Below are 18,511 nucleotides of genomic sequence, written 5' to 3'. Positions count from 1 at the left end.
AACAAAAACAACCTCCCGCAAGCAATAGCCTAAGGGAGATTGTTCGTATAGTTTTTCCTATTAAAAGCTACAGCGCCACCTCAGCGAACTCTGTGCCCTCCTGCTCCAGCTCTATCTGCTGATTGAGGTTCTCTGTCAGCCAAGCCTCGGCCTCAGCCTTCTGCTCCGCGCGCATCTTCAGGATAACCTTGGCGCGCAGGTCGTACTGCACATCAGCAATCTCAAAAAGCTGCTGCTGATAAAGCACGTTCAGAATGCGTCCGACACTGTTCACATCATACAAAAAGCTGTAATAGCCCAGCAAAATCTTCTGCGCCAGTCCCGCTTCCTTCACTGCGCCTGCCACACTGCCGCTGTAAGCGCGCACAAGTCCGCCTGCACCCAGCTTAATGCCTCCGAAGTAACGTGTCACCACGGCTGCTGTTTCCGTCAGTCCGTTCTTACGCAGCACCTCCAGCATAGGAATGCCGGCAGTACCGCTCGGCTCGCCATCGTCACTGGAGCGCTGTGCCAGATCATCCACGATATAGGCGGAGCAGTTGTGCGTTGCATCCCAGAACTCTTTTTTTACGGCCTTAATAAATTCCTGGGCCTCTGCTTCGCTATGCACCTTTTTCAGCGAGCAGATAAAACGTGATTTTTCAATCACAATTTCTTTGCGGTAATCTCTGCTTATAGTATACAAGTAGCGTACCTCCGTCCGTATTTTTCGCAATTTATATTAACATTATAACACAATTCTGCTGTTTTTAAAATTTTTTACCGTTTTTTACAGCAAACTCTTTATTTCCTCTTCTGTCTTTGTTATAATAGTGGACATTACAGACAAAGGAGAGAGCATTGCCGCTACTCTCTAAAATTATTATTTTTTTATTAAGGGAAAGAGGTAATTTCATAATGAAACAATTTTGTGCTTTAATCGGCAAATTCTTTGGCATCATCGCCATCGTTTTTCTGGTTCTCGGCCTCACAATGCCGCAGAACTTTTTGTGGGTATTAGGCAAGGTGCACGGCATCAGCGTCCTGAGCTGCATGCTCGGCATTGTAATGTTCGGCATGGGCACCACCCTGAACCTGAAGGACTTCGCACTGGTACTCAAACGCCCGCTCGATATTCTCATCGGCTGTTGCGCACAGTATTTCGTAATGCCCTTTCTGGCATACCTGCTGTCCGTTGCCTTTAATCTGGACCCGGCACTGACTACCGGTGTTGTACTGGTAGGCACCTGCCCCGGCGGTACCTCCTCCAACGTAATCACCTTTATGTCCAAGGGCGACGTTGCACTTTCCGTAACCATGACCAGTGTTTCCACTGTACTTTCTCCGATTCTGACTCCGTTCATCACCTACATGATTATCGGTGAAAAGATTAACTTTGACCCGGTCGGTATGTTCTGGAGCATCGTACAAATCGTTATTCTGCCTATCTGCTTAGGTTTGGCTGTTAAATCCTTCCTGCCCAAGCTGGCCGAAGCAGCAACAGACTATCTGCCGGCTGTATCCTCCATTGCAATTTCTCTGATTATCGCCGGTGTTATCGGCGCCAGCCGCGACCTGATTCTGAAGGCTCCCGGCCTGATTCTGCTGGTAGTTATTCTGCATAACTGCTGCGGTTACGCTCTCGGCTTTGCCATCGCCCGCTTCACCGGCCTCAGCTGGAAAAAGGCTGTTGCCCTTTCCATCGAGGTTGGTATGCAAAACTCCGGTTTGGCAACCGGTCTGGCAAAAGCACACTTCGCTGCTCTGCCTGCCGCAACCGTTCCCGGTGCAGTTTTCTCTGCATGGCACAATATTTCCGGTGCACTCCTTGCGTGGGCTTACCAAAACTACCTGAATCCGAAATTTGATCCGGATTACGCTAAGGAAGAAGCTGCAGAAGCAGAACCTGCCAAGGCTTAAAATTATATCGGCTTGAAAATTATTAATAACCTTATGGCTAGTACTTCAGTGCTACGCCGTAAGGTTATTTTTGTGCTATAATATTAGTTACAAAAATTCGAAGAAAAGAGTTATATTTATGGACGATAAAGAACAAAAATTCAAAACCTACCGTTCGCTCAGCGACATGCACCGCTTCCGCCTGCGCCTGTTTGCGGAGGGTATCCTCACCGGTATCTTCGCCGGTATAGTCATCAGCTTCTTCCGCTTCGCCCTCTCGGAGATGGAGTACCTGCGCGGAGTGCTCTATAACCGCCTATGGGTGAGCGACTGGAGCATCAACGCCTGCTGGTTCGCCGTGCTCATCGCCATCGCCTTCATCCTGCACAAGCTCAACTGCATCGAGCCTATGGCGGCAGGCAGCGGCATTCCGCAGGTTAAGGGAGCAATTTTAGGCCTGATGAAAATGCGCTGGCTGCACATTCTCTGGGTTAAGCTCACCGCCGGCATTATAGGCATCGGCGCCGGTCTTTCCCTGGGACGCGAAGGCCCTTCCATCCAGCTGGGCGCAGTAGCTGCGCAGGGCGTCAGCCGCCTCATGGGACGCACCCGCATGGAGGAACGCTATCTGCTGACCAGCGGTGCCAGCGCCGGTCTGGCAGCAGCCTTCAACGCTCCGCTCGCCGGTGTAATCTTTGCTTTGGAAGAGCTGCACCGCAATTTTTCCATCATGGTTCTGCTGCCTTCCATGGCTGCAGCCTTTACCGCAACTATTATTTCACGCGCCATCTTCGGCCGTGCGACAATTTTTGATATCCCCGACTTACAGCTGCTTCCCATCAGCTATTACGGCATCGTCATTTTAGTTGCTCTCGCCAGCGGTCTGGCAGGTGTCATTTTTAACTGGGGACTGCTGAACATCGGCCGCTTTTACAGCCTGCCCTGCTTCAAGCGTCCGGTAGAGAAAATTGCCTTTGCCCTTATCTGCGCCGGCATTTTAGGCTACTTTCTGCCCGAGGTTTTGGGCGGCGGCAACGAGCTGATTAACCATTTGGCCAAAGCACCTGTATCCTTGCAGCTTTTGCTGCTTTTTCTTGCAGGCAAGCTGATTTTTACGCTCATCAGTTACGGCTGCGGCGTTCCCGGCGGTTTCTTCCTGCCGATGCTCGTTATCGGTGCTCTATGCGGCAGTATCTGCGCTCAGATTCTGATTATGCTTGGCTGGATTGAGCCTGCATATGCCACAAATATTATGGTAGTTGCCATGGCTGCACTCTTCGCTTCTTCCGTACGCGCGCCTATCACAGGCACCGTGCTGATAATGGAAATGACCGCCAGCTACCAACAGCTGCTTTCGCTGGCAATTGCTGCCATGGTAGCCTTCGTCATTGCGGAGCTGTGCCACAGCAAGCCCATCTACGAAGAGCTGATGCAGCGCATGCTGCACAAAAAAGCACCGGAGCCGGCTGTACTGGAGCAGCGCAATGTTATCGAGCTGGCAGTTTGCAGCGGCAGCAGTGTCAGCGGCAAGCTTATCAAGGATATTCCCTGGCCTCCCAATACCCTCTTAGTAGACGTCAAGCGCGGTGAATCACAGCTCATCCCGGCAGGTGACACTCGCCTGCTCAGCGGCGATTTCATTTATGTTCTCACAGCTACAGAGCATGTAGAAGAGCTGACGAAAATGGTAGAAGAATAATTATATACCATACATAAAAACAGAGAGTCTGCTAAAATAGCAGACTCTCTTGTCTTTGCCTTGATTACAGGCCAAGCATTACATCAATAATTTCTTTATCGGTTTCTACCATGCCCTGGCTGGCAATTTTACCAACTGCAGCAATAGTTTCATCGGCAGTATTTTGGACAATGCCGTCACCGCCGGCAAAGTTACGCTCTGCCACGGACATATCAACGCCCATCAAACCGCCTTCAACAGCCATAGCAATTTTAGCTGCGCAGGAGGATTTAGCACCGTCGCAGATAATACCGCTGTTGATAGCCAGAGCATTTTCTACAGCATGCTCAATCTGGTCATCAGTGCAGTCATACAGGAAAGCGATTGCCGCACCTGCACCGCAGCCGGCACTGATAGCACCGCAGTAAGCGGACAGCTTGCCGATACCCTGCTTCAGGTAGATGGTAACCAGGTCGCTCAGCAGTACTGCGCGCAGCATTTTTTCTTCGCCTGCAGCCAATGCATGTGCATAAACAACAACAGGAACGGAAGCGGTGATACCCTGGTTGCCGCTGCCGGAGGTAATTACTACCGGAAGCTCGCAGCCGTTCATACGCGCGTCACTGCCTGCAGCAGCGCTGGCACGTGCGCGAATACGCAGGCTGTCGGGGTCACGGCGCAGCAAAATTTTGCCGATGCTGGCACCGTAATCATTAGTCAGGCCTTCTTTGGAAATGGCCATATTGAAATCAATCTGACGTTGCAGCAGATGTTTAACATTATCTAACGGCATATTGCGGGCCGCATCCAGAACGTCCTCGATTCTCCACAGGCTCTTAGCCTCTTCTTCAGCAGGAACAATCGGTTTTTCCAAAACAGTAACACCGTTTTTCTTGATGCAGGTAACATTAGTGTGGTCCGTACGGATAGTTACCTCGGCATTATTGCCGCCGGCTGCCAGGAAAATACGGATATAGAAAATATCCGGTTCCTCGGAAACGTGGATATTAATCTTGCCGGATTCAGCCAAAGCTTTAATTTCAGCCTTTTCCTCTTGGTTGATATAAGCCAGAACCTCCAGCTGACGCTCGGAATGAGCGGCAACAACACCGGCAGCGCAGGCAACTTCGATGCCCTTCATCTTGTTGGTGTTAGGTACAACAACGCTCTTAACGTTTTTGATAATATTACGGCTAACCCAGATTTCAATATCCTCCGGGAAGGCTCCTAATTGCTCGCGGCACACAGCAGCACAGTAAGCAATGGCGATAGGCTCGGTACAGCCCATGGCGGGAATAAGCTCCTCCGCCAGCGCCTCCTCATAAACAGCATATTTATTTTGCATAAGCACATCCTCCAAAATTCGGCTGCATTTCCTAACAGCCTGATAATTTTTTCGGAAGCATTATTGCCTAAAGCTTCCGACAATTCACTATATATTTTAAATCAAAAGCAGCTTTCAGGCAAGTGCTTATATCACACAATAATAAAGGACTGAAGCCCTCAGGCCTCAGTCCTCGTGAAACAACGTCACTAAGCGTTGTTTTTTACATTTTAATTTTTGCTTCTTCTGCCAGCTTCGGTCCGTACTCCCCGAAATCGAAGGTAGCAAAATAATCTGCCGGGGTTTCCGCACGGCGAATCATTTTAACACTGCCGTCCTCCTGCAGCAGCAGCTCTGCACTACGCAGCTTGCCGTTATAGTTATAGCCCATGGAGAAGCCATGTGCGCCGGCATCATGAATAAAGAGCAGATCGCCGATATTAATTTCAGGCAGCATTCTGTCTACGGCAAATTTATCGTTGTTTTCGCACAGGCCACCGGTTACGTCATACTTATGGTCGCAGGGAGCGTTTTCCTTGCCCATAACAGTAATATGATGATAGGAACCATAAATAGCGGGACGCATCAGGTTAGCAGCGCAGGCATCACAACCGATATATTCTTTGTAGATATGCTTTTGGTGGATAGCGGTAGTTACCAGAGCACCATTCGGTGCCAGCATGTAACGGCCAAGCTCGGTGAACAGCTTAACATCGCCCATGCCTGCAGGTACAAGCACCTCTTCAAACACCTTGCGCACGCCTTCGCCGATTGCCAGTACATCGTTATCCTGCTGCTCAGGCTTGTAGGCAATACCGATACCGCCGCTGAGGTTGATAAAGGAGATATGCGCGCCGGTTTTTTCCTTCAGCTCAACTGCCAGTTCGAACAGAATACGTGCCAGCTCCGGATAGTATTCGTTGGTAACGGTATTAGAAGCCAGGAAGGCATGAATACCGAAATTCTTTACGCCCTTGCTCTTGAGGATTTTATAAGCCTCAATAATCTGCTCATGAGTCATACCGTATTTTGCATCGCCGGGGTTATCCATAATGTTGTTGGCAATGGCAAAATGTCCGCCGGGATTGTAACGGCAGCAGACGGTTTCCGGAATATCGGCAACCTTCTCCAAAAAGTCAATATGAGTAATATCATCCAGATTGATGGTTACATTCAATTTACGAGCCAATTTAAAGTCCTCTGCCGGAGTTGCATTGGAGGAGAACATTATCTCGCTCTCCTTAAAGCCTACGGCATCGCTCATCTGCAGCTCAGTATAGGAGGAACAGTCGGCACCGCAGCCCTCTTCGCGCAAAATCTGCAGCAGATAGGGGTTAGGAGTAGCCTTTACTGCGAAATATTCTTTAAAGCCCTTATTCCAGGAAAAAGCCTTGTTCACCAAACGCGCGGTACGACGGATGCCGGCCTCATCATACAGATGGAACGGAGTAGGATATTGGGAAACGATTTTTTCTAACTGTTCTTTAGTAACAAAAGGAATTTTCTTAGACATTTATATCACCTTTCTGTAATTTAATCAGCGCAATTTCATTCTGCAGCGCTTCCTTAAATAAATCAACTAAATTGCGTTTGCAGGAATACAAACAGGTTGAATCCTCATCATTCTGTAAATCCCCTGTCAAAACGGTGTGTGAATCGGCAATCAGACGAATCTGCTCGCTTTGCTTATTTGTTCCGTAGCAGATTGCTCCCGGCAAAGAAAAGCTTTTATCGCCGATAACTACTACCTTCAAGCCCCGCTGCAAAGCAGCCTGCAGCTCCGGCAGCAGCAGCTCCAGCATTCTGCTGTTAGCCGACAGATAAATTCTTACCTGTGCCTGACGCACGGTATTGCGCAGTTTATTTATAATCTCTTGCGCACCCTTAATGGTGATATACCCCTCAGGATCATTGTTCAGCACTGGCAGCTGCTGGAGTATATCTTTTTTTATCTCCTCCAGACAGCTGATTTTGTTGCTGCAAAACTCAGCAGCAGGTACCGGAGTATAGCGCGTTACCTTGCCCTCCTCCAACACATACGCTGCTCCCTTATCCACCAGTCCTGCCAGCGCAGTATAGGTGTTGGAGCGCGAAATGCCGGTCTGCTTGGCTGCTTCGTAGCCGGTCATCTGACCGGACTTCAGCAGCAGCACATACAGCGTTGCTTCCTGCTTTGTTAAGTTAAAATTAGTAAGACCTTCAATTAAATTCATAAAACCCTCATTTAGCTCTTCGGCTTTTGCGACGGAACTTTTATGCGCTTTGTGCGTAAATTTATATTGTTGTTCCTTTTTAAGAACACTATACTACGATTGAAACCGGTTGTCAATAGCTAACCACCGTTTTTTATGTTTTTTTACACAAAAAAAGACGGAGATAACAGTAATTTAATCCGTTATCTCCGTCTTGTATTTTCAGCTTAGTTTCTGTCGAAAACCATTACTCTGTCAAAGTCCAGATATACCTTGGAACCGTCAGGAATCGCATCAATGTCTGCACCCTTAACGATAACGCGGATGTCATGGCCGTGAACGTTTACACGATAGTCAACTGCATCACCCAGGTAGAAGCGGTGAGTTACCTGGCCTTCCATCTGACCGCCGCTGAGGGACATGGTAATATTCTCAGGACGTACCGCAATGGTAGCATCGCCGGTAACCTTAGCAGTATTCGGGAAGGAAACATTGCTTCCCTTAATGAATACTCTGTCACCCTTAACCTCGCCATCAATAAAGTTAACCAGACCGATGAAGTCCGCAACCATTTTGTTGGCAGGCTTGGTATAAATTTCGTGCGGTGCGCCGATTTGCTGTACAACGCCGGCACTCATAACAACTACGCGGTCGCTCATTGCCATTGCTTCGCCCTGATCATGAGTTACGTATACAACAGTAATGCCCAGTTCTTTTTGAATAGCAAGGATTTCAAAGCGCATGGATTCACGCAGCTTAGCATCAAGGTTAGACAAAGGCTCATCCAAAAGCAGCAGTCCGGGCTGTGCTACCAGGGCACGCGCCAAAGCTACACGCTGTTGCTGACCGCCGGACAGCTGATGCGGATAACGCTTGCTGTATTCACCCAGATGAACCAGCTCCAGCATCTTCTGTACGCGTTCTTCGCGTTCCTTTTTATCTACCTTTTGAATTTTCAACGGATAGCCTACGTTTTCGGCAACAGTCATATGCGGCCAAACAGCATAGGATTGGAATACCATACCGATGTCACGTTTTTCAGGCGGAGCGAAGTTGCCTTTAATAGAGGAGCTTACGCAGTGGTCACCGATATAAATTTCACCTTCGGTAGCACGTTCAAAGCCTGCAATCATGCGCAGGGTAGTGGTTTTACCGCAACCGGAAGGACCGAGGATGGAAACAAATTCGCCATCCTTTACAACTAAATCAAAATCGTTTACGGCAGTTACAGCGCCGAAACGTTTAAATACATGCTCAATTCTTACCTCAGCCATTTATTACACTCCTTTAATTAAATACCTACGTTACCCTTGGAAACCTTATTCAGAATCAGGTTACCAATCAAAACAATCAGCAGAATGATTACAGAAAGCACAGAAGCGTTCTGCGTATCTGCATAGGTCTGCAGTTCATACAGCAATACGCCGATGGTCTTGGTATCACTGCCGTACAGGAGCAAGGACATAGTCAGCTCGTAGAAGGACGGCATGAAAATCAGGAACCAGCCGGCAACTATAGACGGTGCAATAAGCGGCATGATGATATCCTTGCAGCAGCGCAGCCAGCTGGCGCCGGAATTCAGTGCAGCCTCCTCCAGAGAGATGTGCACCTGGCTCAGCGAAGCGGCGATGGTACGCACCGACATCGTCATGTATTTTACCAGATAAGCAACTACCATAATCCACATCGTGGAATACAGGTTCAAACCAAAATTACCGCTGAAGGTAATAATCAAAGCCAACGCAATAACGATGGACGGGGTACTGCCACCGATAACTACCAGCAAATCCGGCAGGCTGCGGCCTTTGATTCTGGTTTTAACTGCAAGATATGCAATAAAGATAGAAATAAGTGTGCCGATGCAGGCAGCAATAACAGCGTAAATAACAGAGTTCCAAACGCTTTCCATGTACTGGGAGCTGGTGATAACAGGAATCCAGGCATCAAAGCCCAGGTTGTCCAGACCAATCGGCTTGGACAGGGTGATAATCAAGCTGGTAAGCACGATGGAACCCAGCGGAATGATAATGGAAATCATGCTGTAAGCGCCAACCAGGCAGAAGCAGGGCCATTTCCATTTGCCCAGCTCAACGATGTTCGGACGGGTGCTCTTACCGCTGATAGTGGTGTAATCCTTTTTGCCAACCATCCAGGTCATACCGAACAGCAGGATGTTAGCAAGGAACATCAGGGACGCAGCCAGAGCTGTAGCATCACGTACGCCCGCAGTATCGCCCATGTAAATATAGGTTACGATACGCGTGGTCATTACTTCAATGTTGCCCGGCATACCTACGATAGCAGGAATACCGAAGCAGCTGCCGGCAGCAATAAATACCAGCAGGCCGCCTGCCAAGATAGACGGAGCCATCAGCGGCAGGGTTACGTCAAAAACGGTACGCATCGGAGAAGCGCCGCTGACACGCGCAGCCTCCTCCAGAGTCGGATCCATTTTCTCCATAGCACGGGAAATGGTGATGAAAGCAAAGGGAGAGTAGAACAGAGTCAGTACCCAGCCTAAGCCGGCCATAGTATAAATGTCAAAGGGTGCTGTTTCCAAACCAAAGACAAATTTAAGAATCTCGTTCAGATAACCTACACTGGGGTTCAGCAGCTGTACCCAGGCAATAGCGCCTACATACGGCGGAATCATGTAGCTGGATACCAGCAGAGTACGGTAGATTTTTTTGCCGGGCATATCAGTACGGCCAACCAGCCAGGCCAGCGGGAAGGTAATCAGCACACTGACAATCATAACGCCCAAAGACAGCTCGATTGTATTCGTCAACGCACGCCAGTTGACATCCTGGCTATATACATTGCGATAGTTTTCCAAGTTAATTGCGCCATCCAGCATGATGCTGTCATACAGCAGAATTCCCATCGGGAAGATAACAAAGTATAAAAGCAACAGCACGGAGATAGCGATAACAATAAATTTACTGTTTATTCTTGACATAGAACGCTTCTTTCTCCTTTTTTGATACCTCAGAGCAACACCAAAAGCAAGCTTTCGGCCCCTCTTTATTGAGCAGAAAACAGGGATGGCCTGAAAGGTCTCCCTGTTTCCGCTATAATTTAATTTAGCAACGCATTATTTATCCATAACTCTCTTACGGAATTCTTCTTTGATTTGAGCATTGTTGTTAGCCAGCTTCTGCCAGTCAACTTTAATTCTGCCTTCAACCAGTTTCTTAGTATCTTCAGCACCGGTAGGAGCTTTTACGTCGCCACGAACGGAGTGCATCCAGCCCTTAACAACTGCCTGCTGACCTTCTTTGGACAGCCACCAGTCAACCAAAGCCTTTGCACCATCAGGATTCTTGGTATCCTTGAAGATTGCAATCGGGGAAGGAATGTTGATAACGCCATCAGTCGGATAAATAACTTTCAGCGGCTCTTTCTTGGTGTTAGCCAGCTTCAGGATGTTTTCTTCCAGAATCATAGCTGCAGCATATTCGCCGGTCAGCAGCTTGTTCTGAATAGCGGAGTTGCCTTCTTCAACGCGCAGGCCGTTAGCTTTCAGCTTGTCGAAGTATTCCCAGCCATATTTGTCAGCCAGAGCGCCAACTGCTACATAAGCAGTACCGGACAGCATCGGGTTAGGCATAGCGATTTTGCCTTTCCATTTCGGATCGGTCAGATCAGTCCAGTTTTTCGGAGCTTCTTCCGGTTTCAGCTTGTTGCCATTGTAAGCAATAATCATGTTGCAAACACGAACTGCATACCAAGAGCCGTCAGCAGCTTTATCGCTGATAACATTAGCATCTTCTTTGGATTTATAAGGTAACAGCAAGCCTTGCTCATTGAGCTTCAGATAGTAGGACGGATCCGCAACCATCAGAACGTCTGCAGCAATTTTTTTAGCTTTGATTTCGCCGGTAATCTTGGTGATAACTTTTTCGGTACCGCCTTGGAACCAGTTAACCTTCATATCCGGAAAAGCCTTAGCAACGTTAGGTTTGCACATATTGTCGATGATGTCAGGATAAATAGAGGTATAAACCATCAAATCACCTTTAACACCGCCAGCCTTGTTATCAGCCTTTTTGTCACCGCCGCCGCAGCCAGCCAAAGCTACAGATAAAGCCAGCATTGCAGCTGCGCCAAGCATCCATTTAGATTTTTTCATTCACATACACTCCTTTTTTTGCATCGTCGTTGAAAATTATATTTTAGCGTGTTCCATTCTACACCCATATTTGATAAATTCGCTGCAGGCCGTTTTTTACCTGCTTACACTTTACATTAATTTTGCAAATATTTAACTTTTTGTGTCACTTTGACATTTATAAAACGGACATTCCACCACCATATTACATTTGACGTTTTTTGTCCTATGTGGACATTTATCGTCCCATCATTGTCCGATACAAATAAAGTTCAATTCCCATGCTGGGACATAAGGATGCTTACGTAAATAAATCTTATACTCCGGCACCAGCTCCCATAAAAGCAGCGGCAGACGGAATAAATCAACATCATAATGATAGGCTGCCACAAACAGCTTCGGCTTACATTTGCCAATAGTCTGCCTGCCACCGGCAACAGCCTGCACCTCCGCTCCCTCGACATCCATCTTAATCATCGTCACCGGGCGTCCCGCCGCTACAGTATCAATCGTCGTCACCGGCACGGTTTTCTTTTCGGCACCGATAAACGTAGACTGTCTGCCACCGCTGTCGCTAAAGCCCAGCTCACCCTGCTCGCTCCAGATGCCTGCCTCATGCACCTCGGCGTTCAGTCCCTTCGCCGCCAGCTCATCGGCCAGCAGGCGCAGCTTACGGCAGTTACGGCGGTCCGGCTCTACCGCCAGCACCTCGCGCCATTGCCAGTCAGTCAGACGTCCCAGCTCCTGTATGGTATCACCGTTATAGGCACCAAGATCCATATATACCTCGTTAGCCGTCGGCGCAAGCAACGTTCTGATATCCTCCTCACGCTGCGTTTCACAGTCAAAAAGATAGCTTATCTTGCCGCTAAGTTTATAGTTAAGCGTAGCGGCAAAAACTCTGCGCGACTGTTCATCCGCCAGCCTGTCATAAACCTGTGTCAGCTGTTCTTCGTAAAGCTGCAGCCAGGATGCATTTACAGTTTCTTCTTCGTCAAAAAGCGGCAGATGCGGCGCCACCACCTCCTGCTCGGCAGCCAGCTGTGCAAAACGCTCCAGCACCTCCGGTCTTTCGCTGGCAAAGGCAATGACAACCAAAAGGTCATTGCCCAAACGCGCACGCAGCACATCATAGCGTTCTACCATAAAGCCACGAAACTGCTGACCGCGGACGAACTCGTCACTGGCAAACACGCCCTGCACCCGCACACCGTTTTCTTCGCACCAATCAATAATCTTATCCGCACCGTTACCCATACCATAAAGCACTATCGGTTTTTCCGTCCGTCGCAAAAGCTCCCAGACACTTAATTTTTCCTGCATAAAATTTAACATAGCACTACCTCTTTCCGTCTAATCCTCTATTTCAGATAGCTATAGCTTACCCATTTGACTATTTTGTTCGATTTTTATTATACACTATCTTAGCTAGTGACGTTAAGAACTAAATGTGTTAAAATAAGAGTAATCGAAATGTTACATCTAATACTGATGGAGGTTATAAAAATGTCACTGTTGGAATCCGGAGAAAATTACTTGGAAACTATCTTAGTTCTGACAAAACGCAATGGCAGCGTACGTTCTATCGACATTGCGGAAGAAATGAATTTCACAAAAGCCAGCGTCAGCCGCGCTATGAGCATTCTCAAACGTGATAACTACATTATTATGGAGCCGGACGGACGCATCCTGCTTACCAAGGACGGTCAGAAAAAAGCCGCTGCCGTCTACGACCGTCATGTAACCCTCACCCGTTTTATCAACGAGATTTTGGGCGTGGACGAGGAAATTGCGGAAAAGGATGCCTGCCGCATCGAGCATATTATCAGCCCGGAAACCTTTGCAGGCATTAAGGGCATGCTGAAGGATTAATTTGCTATAAGTTTTCAAGAGGTCCGCTATGAAAAAATCAGTCTTTTCCCTGCTTACATTCATTATGCTGCTCTGCGTCAGCATTTCCTGCTCCGCAAATCAGCCCTATAAGCATCCTGATTACAATCTGCGTACAGTCAAAGAAATTCATATCACCAAGATTGATAATCTGGAAGGAAAGCCCGCACGCTATTTCAAATCGGACGAAAATGCCGAAACCAAAGTACTTGCCGCTGTTTTGCAGGCTGCCGGCAAACAAAAACTGATTGCTACAGATGAAACGCAAAAGCCGCTGCCTGAGTATCACAATGATAATAATACCGGCCGTAAAGCCTTGGCCCCCCGAGATTTGGAAATGCGCATTATCGTTAATCATTGCGGCTACAGTGTAGTTGCCGTTCCCGGTCATTTTGAGGATTACACTACTCAGGAAAGACATTACTATTATGACAAAGACGGCAAGATCCACTACTGGACGGAGGATGTTATCCGGCAGCGCTGGGTACCGGAAAGCTTTCATCCTTATGCGCAGCTAAGCCTGATTTATAACTTCTATGATATGGAAGACGGCACGCTTGTGGCCTCCTTCAGCGACAGCCGCAACCGTGAATACGAAAACGACCCAGCAGACGGCATGCTTAACCGTTCTCTGAAGGACTGCTTCAAAAAAATCTTCAGGAAATAATACTGCAACAGACTGCTGATAACAGCAGTCTGTTTTTTTGCCACAACTGCATAATAGCAATTCTTATTATTTTTGTTGACATACCAACTATAAGTGATATAATACAAAGAAGTAAGGTTTATAAAACAACCTTCTACATATTTTTGATGATTATGAATTCAAAAGGAGTGTTTTCAAAATGAAAAGTCTGAAAAAATTTGCTGTTGCATCTATGACTTGCGCTGCCCTCTTAGGCTTTGCTGCTACCAGCCATGCCGCATACCAACTGAACGACGAAGTTAAAGACGCTACCCCGGCTCTGCTTATGGCATCCCAAATCGGCGTTAAAACCAATGTAAATCCTGCTCTGGCAAACCTGCCTGACAAAGACGCTATCGTTGTTATGAGCTTCGGTACCACCTTTAAAGACAGCCGTGCTAAAACTATTGAAGCAACTGTAGACGCTATTAAAGCTGCTCATCCCGGTGTAAAAGTAGTTACCGCTTTCACCTCTCATATTATTATTGACCGTATCAAAGCTCATGAAGGTCTCACCATCCCGACACCTGAACAAGCTCTGGCTCAACTGAAAGCTGAAGGTTACACCCGTGTTGCTCTGACCTCTCTGGATATTATTCCGGGCATGGAATATGCATACAAAGATGCAGTTTATAACCTGCACAAAAACGACTTCAAGAAAATGACCTTCGGTACTCCGCTGATGTACTGGCAAGGTCAGGAAGGCCAAGCTGACGATATTACCGAAACCATGAAAGCAGTTTCTACTCAATTCCCGAAACTCGGCAAAAAAGATGCTGTTCTGATCATGGCTCATGGTACTCCGCATCCGTCCAATGCTTACTATGCAGTAATGCAAGACCGTCTGAATGAGCTTGGCTACACCAACGCTTACATCTTCTCCGTAGAAGGCTGGCCGCATCTGGACACCGTTACTCCGCAACTGAAAGCTAAAGGCATTAAGAACGTAACTCTGATGCCTCTGATGATGGTTGCAGGCGACCATGCTAATAACGATATGGCTGGTGACGAGCCTGATTCCTTTAAATCTCAACTGGAAGCAGAAGGCTTCAAGGTTAACACCTATATCCACGGCCTGGGCGAAAACGCAGCAGTACAAAAACTGTTTGTTGAAAGAGCAAACGATTCTTGGGATGCTCTGGAAGCTAAATAATTTAATTAACAAGTAATTCATTTCTTTCACACCTTTTTACTCTCCGTCCGCTTTTCAGGGCGGAGAGTATTTTTATAATATAATTTAATTCAGGAAGAAGAGGTGCTATAAATGGATAGCAAAAAAGCTCTGGTGGTTATCAGCTTCGGCTCCACCTTCGACGAAACCAGAACCCACGATATCGGCGGCATTGAGCAGGCCTTGGCCGCAGCCTTCCCTGCCTATGACCAGTACCGTGCCTTTACCTCCGTAATTATCCGCAAACGTCTGGCTGAACGCGGTATTAAAATCGACGATACGGAAACAGTGCTGCAAAAGTTGGCAGACGCAGGCTACGAAGAGGTAGTGTTACAGCCGACACATCTGCTGCACGGCGAAGAATTCGAACAGAAGATTCTCAGCCTCAAGGATAAATTTACCGCTAAATTCCAAAAAATTATTATCAGCCAGCCTCTCATCGTTAACGAGGAGGACTATAAGCTGGCAGCGGCAGCTATTGCCGTTCAGGTTCCTCCCTTAGCGCCAGGCGAAGGTGTAGTCCTGATGGGCCACGGTACTCCGCGCAACAATAACAAAGCACATGGCTATACCTATGTTAAGCTGCAGGAAATCTTTGATTCTATGAAATTCCCTGTTATTGTAGGAACCGTAGAAGAAGAGGATACTCCTAATTTTGAAGCGGTTCTCGAAAAGCTGCAGGAGCGCAAATACAAGCATGTACATATGTATCCCCTGATGGTTGTTGCCGGTGATCACGCCAACAACGATATGTACAGCGACGAGGAAGACAGTTGGAAGACTCAGATTGAAGCTTTAGGCATCAAAACAACCGGTCATCTGTGCGGTCTTGGCCGTTCCAAAGCTATTCAGGCTATTTATATCCAACATGTTTTACGCGTTTTGTCTTTAGAAGATTGACATTTATTAATAATTAACTAAAAAAACCTGCATTCTGTCCCCTTCGCGGGGAATATTGCAGGTTTTTTTATTGCTTAATGCAACAAAGTTATGCTATAATGGAATTGCCTAAATTTTTGTAAAATAAATTCATAAGAGAAAGGGATGATGAAAATTGGGTATTGTTATTTCTGCAATTATAACGTTTTGGGTTGGCTATTTGATTTACAAAAAGTACAAGCCACAGCCCGTGCTCTTCATGGGCGGTATTATCATGATGTATATCGCTGCTATGCTGGGTTACAGCCAGATTTTAGGAGCTAAAGCAACAACAGGCTCCGTAATTTTCGATGCCTTTGAATTTATCCGCGCAACCTTCAGCTCTAACGTCGGCAAACTTGGCCTGAACATTATGTCTGTAGGCGCTTTTGCTAAATATATGGATAAAATCGGCGCTTCCCGCTCTTTAGTACGTTTAACCATCAAACCGTTGATGGCTTTAAAATCCCCCTATCTGGTAATGAGCGGCACCTGGATTATCGGCATGCTCATAGGCCTGTGCATCAACAGTGCCTCCGGCCTGGCAATGCTGCTGATGGTAACCATGTTCCCCATCCTGTTAGGCTTAGGCGTAAGCCGTCTGTCCGCAACCGCTGCTGTAGCAACCACTCTCTGCTTCGACTGGAGCCCCAGTGATACCGGTACCATCCTCTCCGCCGAAACCGCAGGCGTTGACCCTGTAGTTTACTGGAGCCATTATCAGGTTCCTATCGTTGCTGTAGCCTTTGTAGTTGTAGGCGTTCTGCATTACCTGACTCAGAAATATATGGATAAACGCGACGGCCATATCGTGCAGCCGATGCAAGTTGAAAAAATTGAAGAAGAAGCAGATAATGCACCGATGTGGTACGCTATCCTGCCGGTAATTCCTCTGGCATTGATTCTTTCCTTCAGCTCTCTCTGGATTACCACTATTAAGATGAATATCGTTATGGCTATGTTTATCGGCCTGACTATCGGTGTTATTTGCGAATACGCCCGTTGGCGTGACGGCCATAAGGTTCTGGGCGATATTCAGACCTTCTTCGATGGCTTAGGCATGCAAATGGCTAACGTTATTACCCTGGTTGTAGCAGGTCAGACCTTTGCTAAGGGCCTCGTATCCATGGGTGCTATCACCACTCTTATCGACGGCAGTAAAAACTTAGGCTTCGGCCCGATGGCTATGATGCTGGTTATGGTAGCAATTATCGCTGTATCCGCAATTGTTATGGGCAGCGGTAACGCTCCCTTCTTCGCATTTGCCGCACTCACTCCGGCAGTTGCAGCCCACAGTGGTCTGCACCCGGTACTGATGCTGCTGCCGATGCACTTCGCAGCTTCTATCATGCGTAACTGCTCCCCGATTACCGCAGTTATCGTAGTATCCTCCGGCATGGGCGGCGTTTCCTCCTTTGATCTGGTAAAACGCACCGCAATCCCCATGGCAGGCGCTATGATTGTTACCATCGGTATGACCTTCTTCTACTACTACACCGGCTGGTAAGAAGCAAGTACCTTTAACTGTTAAGTAAAAAATTACAGTATTATAACCCCCGCTGTTCCACGTTCGGGAAACGCGGGGGTTTAATAAATTCTGAAAGGAGTTTTCTCTATGTTTATCTGTGATTGTCACTGCGACACCCTAACCGAATTATATAAGAAAGGCACCAGCCTTTATGCAAATGACCAGCATTTTGACATTCAGCGTCAAATCGCTCTCGGCGGCGGTCTGCAATTCTGTGCTATCTTCGTACCCACACACGAATTCCGTTATTACGGCGGCCTGCGCTACACCCTGCAGCTGCTGGACAAATACCTGCAGGAAGTAAAGAAGCTTCACGCAGAAGGTATCGACGTGCTGCAGGTGCTCACGAAAGAGGATGCTGCCGATGTGCTCAACCACAAGGCTGCAACTTTGCTCGCCATTGAAGAGGGCGGCGCTATCGACGGCAGTCTGGAAGCACTGCGTTGCCTCTACGCCTTAGGCGTGCGCGCTATGACACTCACCTGGAGCAACCGCAACGATATCGCTGATGGTGTCAACGAAGAAAGCAGCGGCGGCGGTCTCACCGTTTTCGGCCGCCAAGTAGTTGCCGAAATGAACAAGCTCGGTATGCTGGTTGACGTTTCCCACATCGCACCCGCAGGCTTCTGGGATGTTATCGAAGCCAGCAGCAAGCCTATTATCGCTACTCACTCCAACGCCAAAGCTCTCTGCCCGCATCCGCGTAACCTGGATGACAAGCAGATTTTGGCAATTAAAGAAAATGACGGCCTGATTGGTGTTACCTTTGCCGGCCAGTTCCTGGAACATGATTACAACGATGCCTGCATCGAAAGCATTTACCGTCACATCGACTATATGCTGAACCTCATGGGCAATGATGACCATATCGGATTCGGCAGTGACTTTGACGGCATCAGCCATCCGCCCTACAACCTTCACGGCGTTCAGGATTACAGCGCGGTTTATGAATATCTCTCTAAAAAATACAGTGCAAGCACTGTTGAAAAAATCACCCATAAAAACGTACTGAATCTGCTGCAAAAGGTTCTGTAAAGGCAACGCTTAAAGCAACAGAAAAGCCATACCTCGCTAAGCAAATTGTAGTGACCCCAAAAAGTTAGACTTTTATTACGCAGCAGAATTTAGAATCTGTT

Annotated in this window: 16 protein-coding genes; 8 read left to right on the top strand and 8 right to left on the bottom strand. The window is 47.6% G+C overall.

Annotation, left to right across the window (positions count from 1 at the left end):
* Positions 1 to 67: 67 nt before the first annotated feature.
* Positions 68 to 685: a YigZ family protein gene (locus Q7Q81_RS08905; RefSeq protein WP_021719762.1), complete on the bottom strand. Its 618-nt coding sequence runs from the start codon at positions 683 to 685 to the stop codon at positions 68 to 70.
* Positions 686 to 897: 212 nt separating this feature from the next.
* Between Q7Q81_RS08905 and Q7Q81_RS08900 the strand changes: the two genes are divergently transcribed.
* Entirely contained in the window at positions 898 to 1,899 is a 1,002-nt protein-coding gene (locus Q7Q81_RS08900; protein ID WP_293694306.1) for a bile acid:sodium symporter family protein, read from the top strand.
* 118 nt (positions 1,900 to 2,017) lie between these two features.
* Positions 2,018 to 3,577, top strand: coding sequence for a ClC family H(+)/Cl(-) exchange transporter (locus tag Q7Q81_RS08895; RefSeq protein WP_304275425.1), 1,560 nt, complete (start codon positions 2,018 to 2,020; stop codon positions 3,575 to 3,577).
* Between the two features lie 64 nt (positions 3,578 to 3,641).
* On the opposite strand, the gene Q7Q81_RS08890 is transcribed toward Q7Q81_RS08895, so the two are convergent.
* The 7 genes from Q7Q81_RS08890 to Q7Q81_RS08860 all read right to left on the bottom strand — a co-directional run bounded on the left by Q7Q81_RS08890 (position 3,642) and on the right by Q7Q81_RS08860 (position 12,518).
* Positions 3,642 to 4,901, bottom strand: a complete 1,260-nt coding sequence (locus Q7Q81_RS08890; RefSeq protein WP_303707209.1) for an L-cysteine desulfidase family protein — start codon at positions 4,899 to 4,901, stop codon at positions 3,642 to 3,644.
* 202 nt (positions 4,902 to 5,103) lie between these two features.
* Positions 5,104 to 6,393 carry a diaminopimelate decarboxylase family protein gene (locus Q7Q81_RS08885; protein WP_210685345.1) on the bottom strand — a complete coding sequence of 430 codons (1,290 nt, stop codon included), beginning with the start codon at positions 6,391 to 6,393 and terminating at the stop codon, positions 5,104 to 5,106.
* Entirely contained in the window at positions 6,386 to 7,093 is a 708-nt protein-coding gene (locus Q7Q81_RS08880; protein WP_304275423.1) for a TrmB family transcriptional regulator, read from the bottom strand. Before Q7Q81_RS08880 ends, Q7Q81_RS08885 begins: the two co-directional genes overlap by 8 nt.
* Before the next feature lie 206 nt (positions 7,094 to 7,299).
* The gene (locus Q7Q81_RS08875) at positions 7,300 to 8,346 is read right to left on the bottom strand and encodes an ABC transporter ATP-binding protein (protein WP_304275421.1); all 1,047 of its coding nucleotides are present in this window, start codon (positions 8,344 to 8,346) and stop codon (positions 7,300 to 7,302) included.
* A gap of 17 nt (positions 8,347 to 8,363) precedes the next feature.
* Positions 8,364 to 10,031 carry an ABC transporter permease gene (locus tag Q7Q81_RS08870; protein WP_304275419.1) on the bottom strand — a complete coding sequence of 556 codons (1,668 nt, stop codon included), beginning with the start codon at positions 10,029 to 10,031 and terminating at the stop codon, positions 8,364 to 8,366.
* Between the two features lie 135 nt (positions 10,032 to 10,166).
* Entirely contained in the window at positions 10,167 to 11,204 is a 1,038-nt protein-coding gene (locus Q7Q81_RS08865) for an ABC transporter substrate-binding protein (RefSeq protein WP_210685341.1), read from the bottom strand.
* 228 nt (positions 11,205 to 11,432) lie between these two features.
* Positions 11,433 to 12,518 carry an FkbM family methyltransferase gene (locus tag Q7Q81_RS08860; protein ID WP_304275416.1) on the bottom strand — a complete coding sequence of 362 codons (1,086 nt, stop codon included), beginning with the start codon at positions 12,516 to 12,518 and terminating at the stop codon, positions 11,433 to 11,435.
* Between the two features lie 177 nt (positions 12,519 to 12,695).
* On the opposite strand from Q7Q81_RS08860, the gene Q7Q81_RS08855 reads away from it, so the two are divergent.
* From Q7Q81_RS08855 to Q7Q81_RS08830, 6 genes are all read left to right on the top strand, one after another.
* Entirely contained in the window at positions 12,696 to 13,055 is a 360-nt protein-coding gene (locus tag Q7Q81_RS08855; protein ID WP_366914991.1) for a metal-dependent transcriptional regulator, read from the top strand.
* A gap of 28 nt (positions 13,056 to 13,083) precedes the next feature.
* Positions 13,084 to 13,740: a hypothetical protein gene (locus Q7Q81_RS08850; RefSeq protein WP_304275413.1), complete on the top strand. Its 657-nt coding sequence runs from the start codon at positions 13,084 to 13,086 to the stop codon at positions 13,738 to 13,740.
* Positions 13,741 to 13,918: 178 nt separating this feature from the next.
* A complete protein-coding gene (locus Q7Q81_RS08845; RefSeq protein WP_304275411.1) occupies positions 13,919 to 14,911 on the top strand; it encodes a sirohydrochlorin cobaltochelatase in 993 nt (330 codons plus the stop codon).
* A 111-nt stretch (positions 14,912 to 15,022) separates the two neighbouring features.
* Positions 15,023 to 15,829, top strand: coding sequence for a sirohydrochlorin cobaltochelatase (locus Q7Q81_RS08840; protein WP_293722526.1), 807 nt, complete (start codon positions 15,023 to 15,025; stop codon positions 15,827 to 15,829).
* A 154-nt stretch (positions 15,830 to 15,983) separates the two neighbouring features.
* The gene (dcuC, locus tag Q7Q81_RS08835; protein WP_299823296.1) at positions 15,984 to 17,354 is read left to right on the top strand and encodes a C4-dicarboxylate transporter DcuC; all 1,371 of its coding nucleotides are present in this window, start codon (positions 15,984 to 15,986) and stop codon (positions 17,352 to 17,354) included.
* Positions 17,355 to 17,462: 108 nt separating this feature from the next.
* Entirely contained in the window at positions 17,463 to 18,410 is a 948-nt protein-coding gene (locus tag Q7Q81_RS08830) for a dipeptidase (RefSeq protein ID WP_304275409.1), read from the top strand.
* Positions 18,411 to 18,511: the final 101 nt, after the last annotated feature.

This window comes from Phascolarctobacterium succinatutens (genome assembly GCF_958453765.1).
Taxonomy (GTDB): Bacteria; Bacillota; Negativicutes; order Acidaminococcales; family Acidaminococcaceae; genus Phascolarctobacterium_A; species Phascolarctobacterium_A succinatutens_B.
This window is presented reverse-complemented; position numbering and strand designations above follow the sequence as displayed.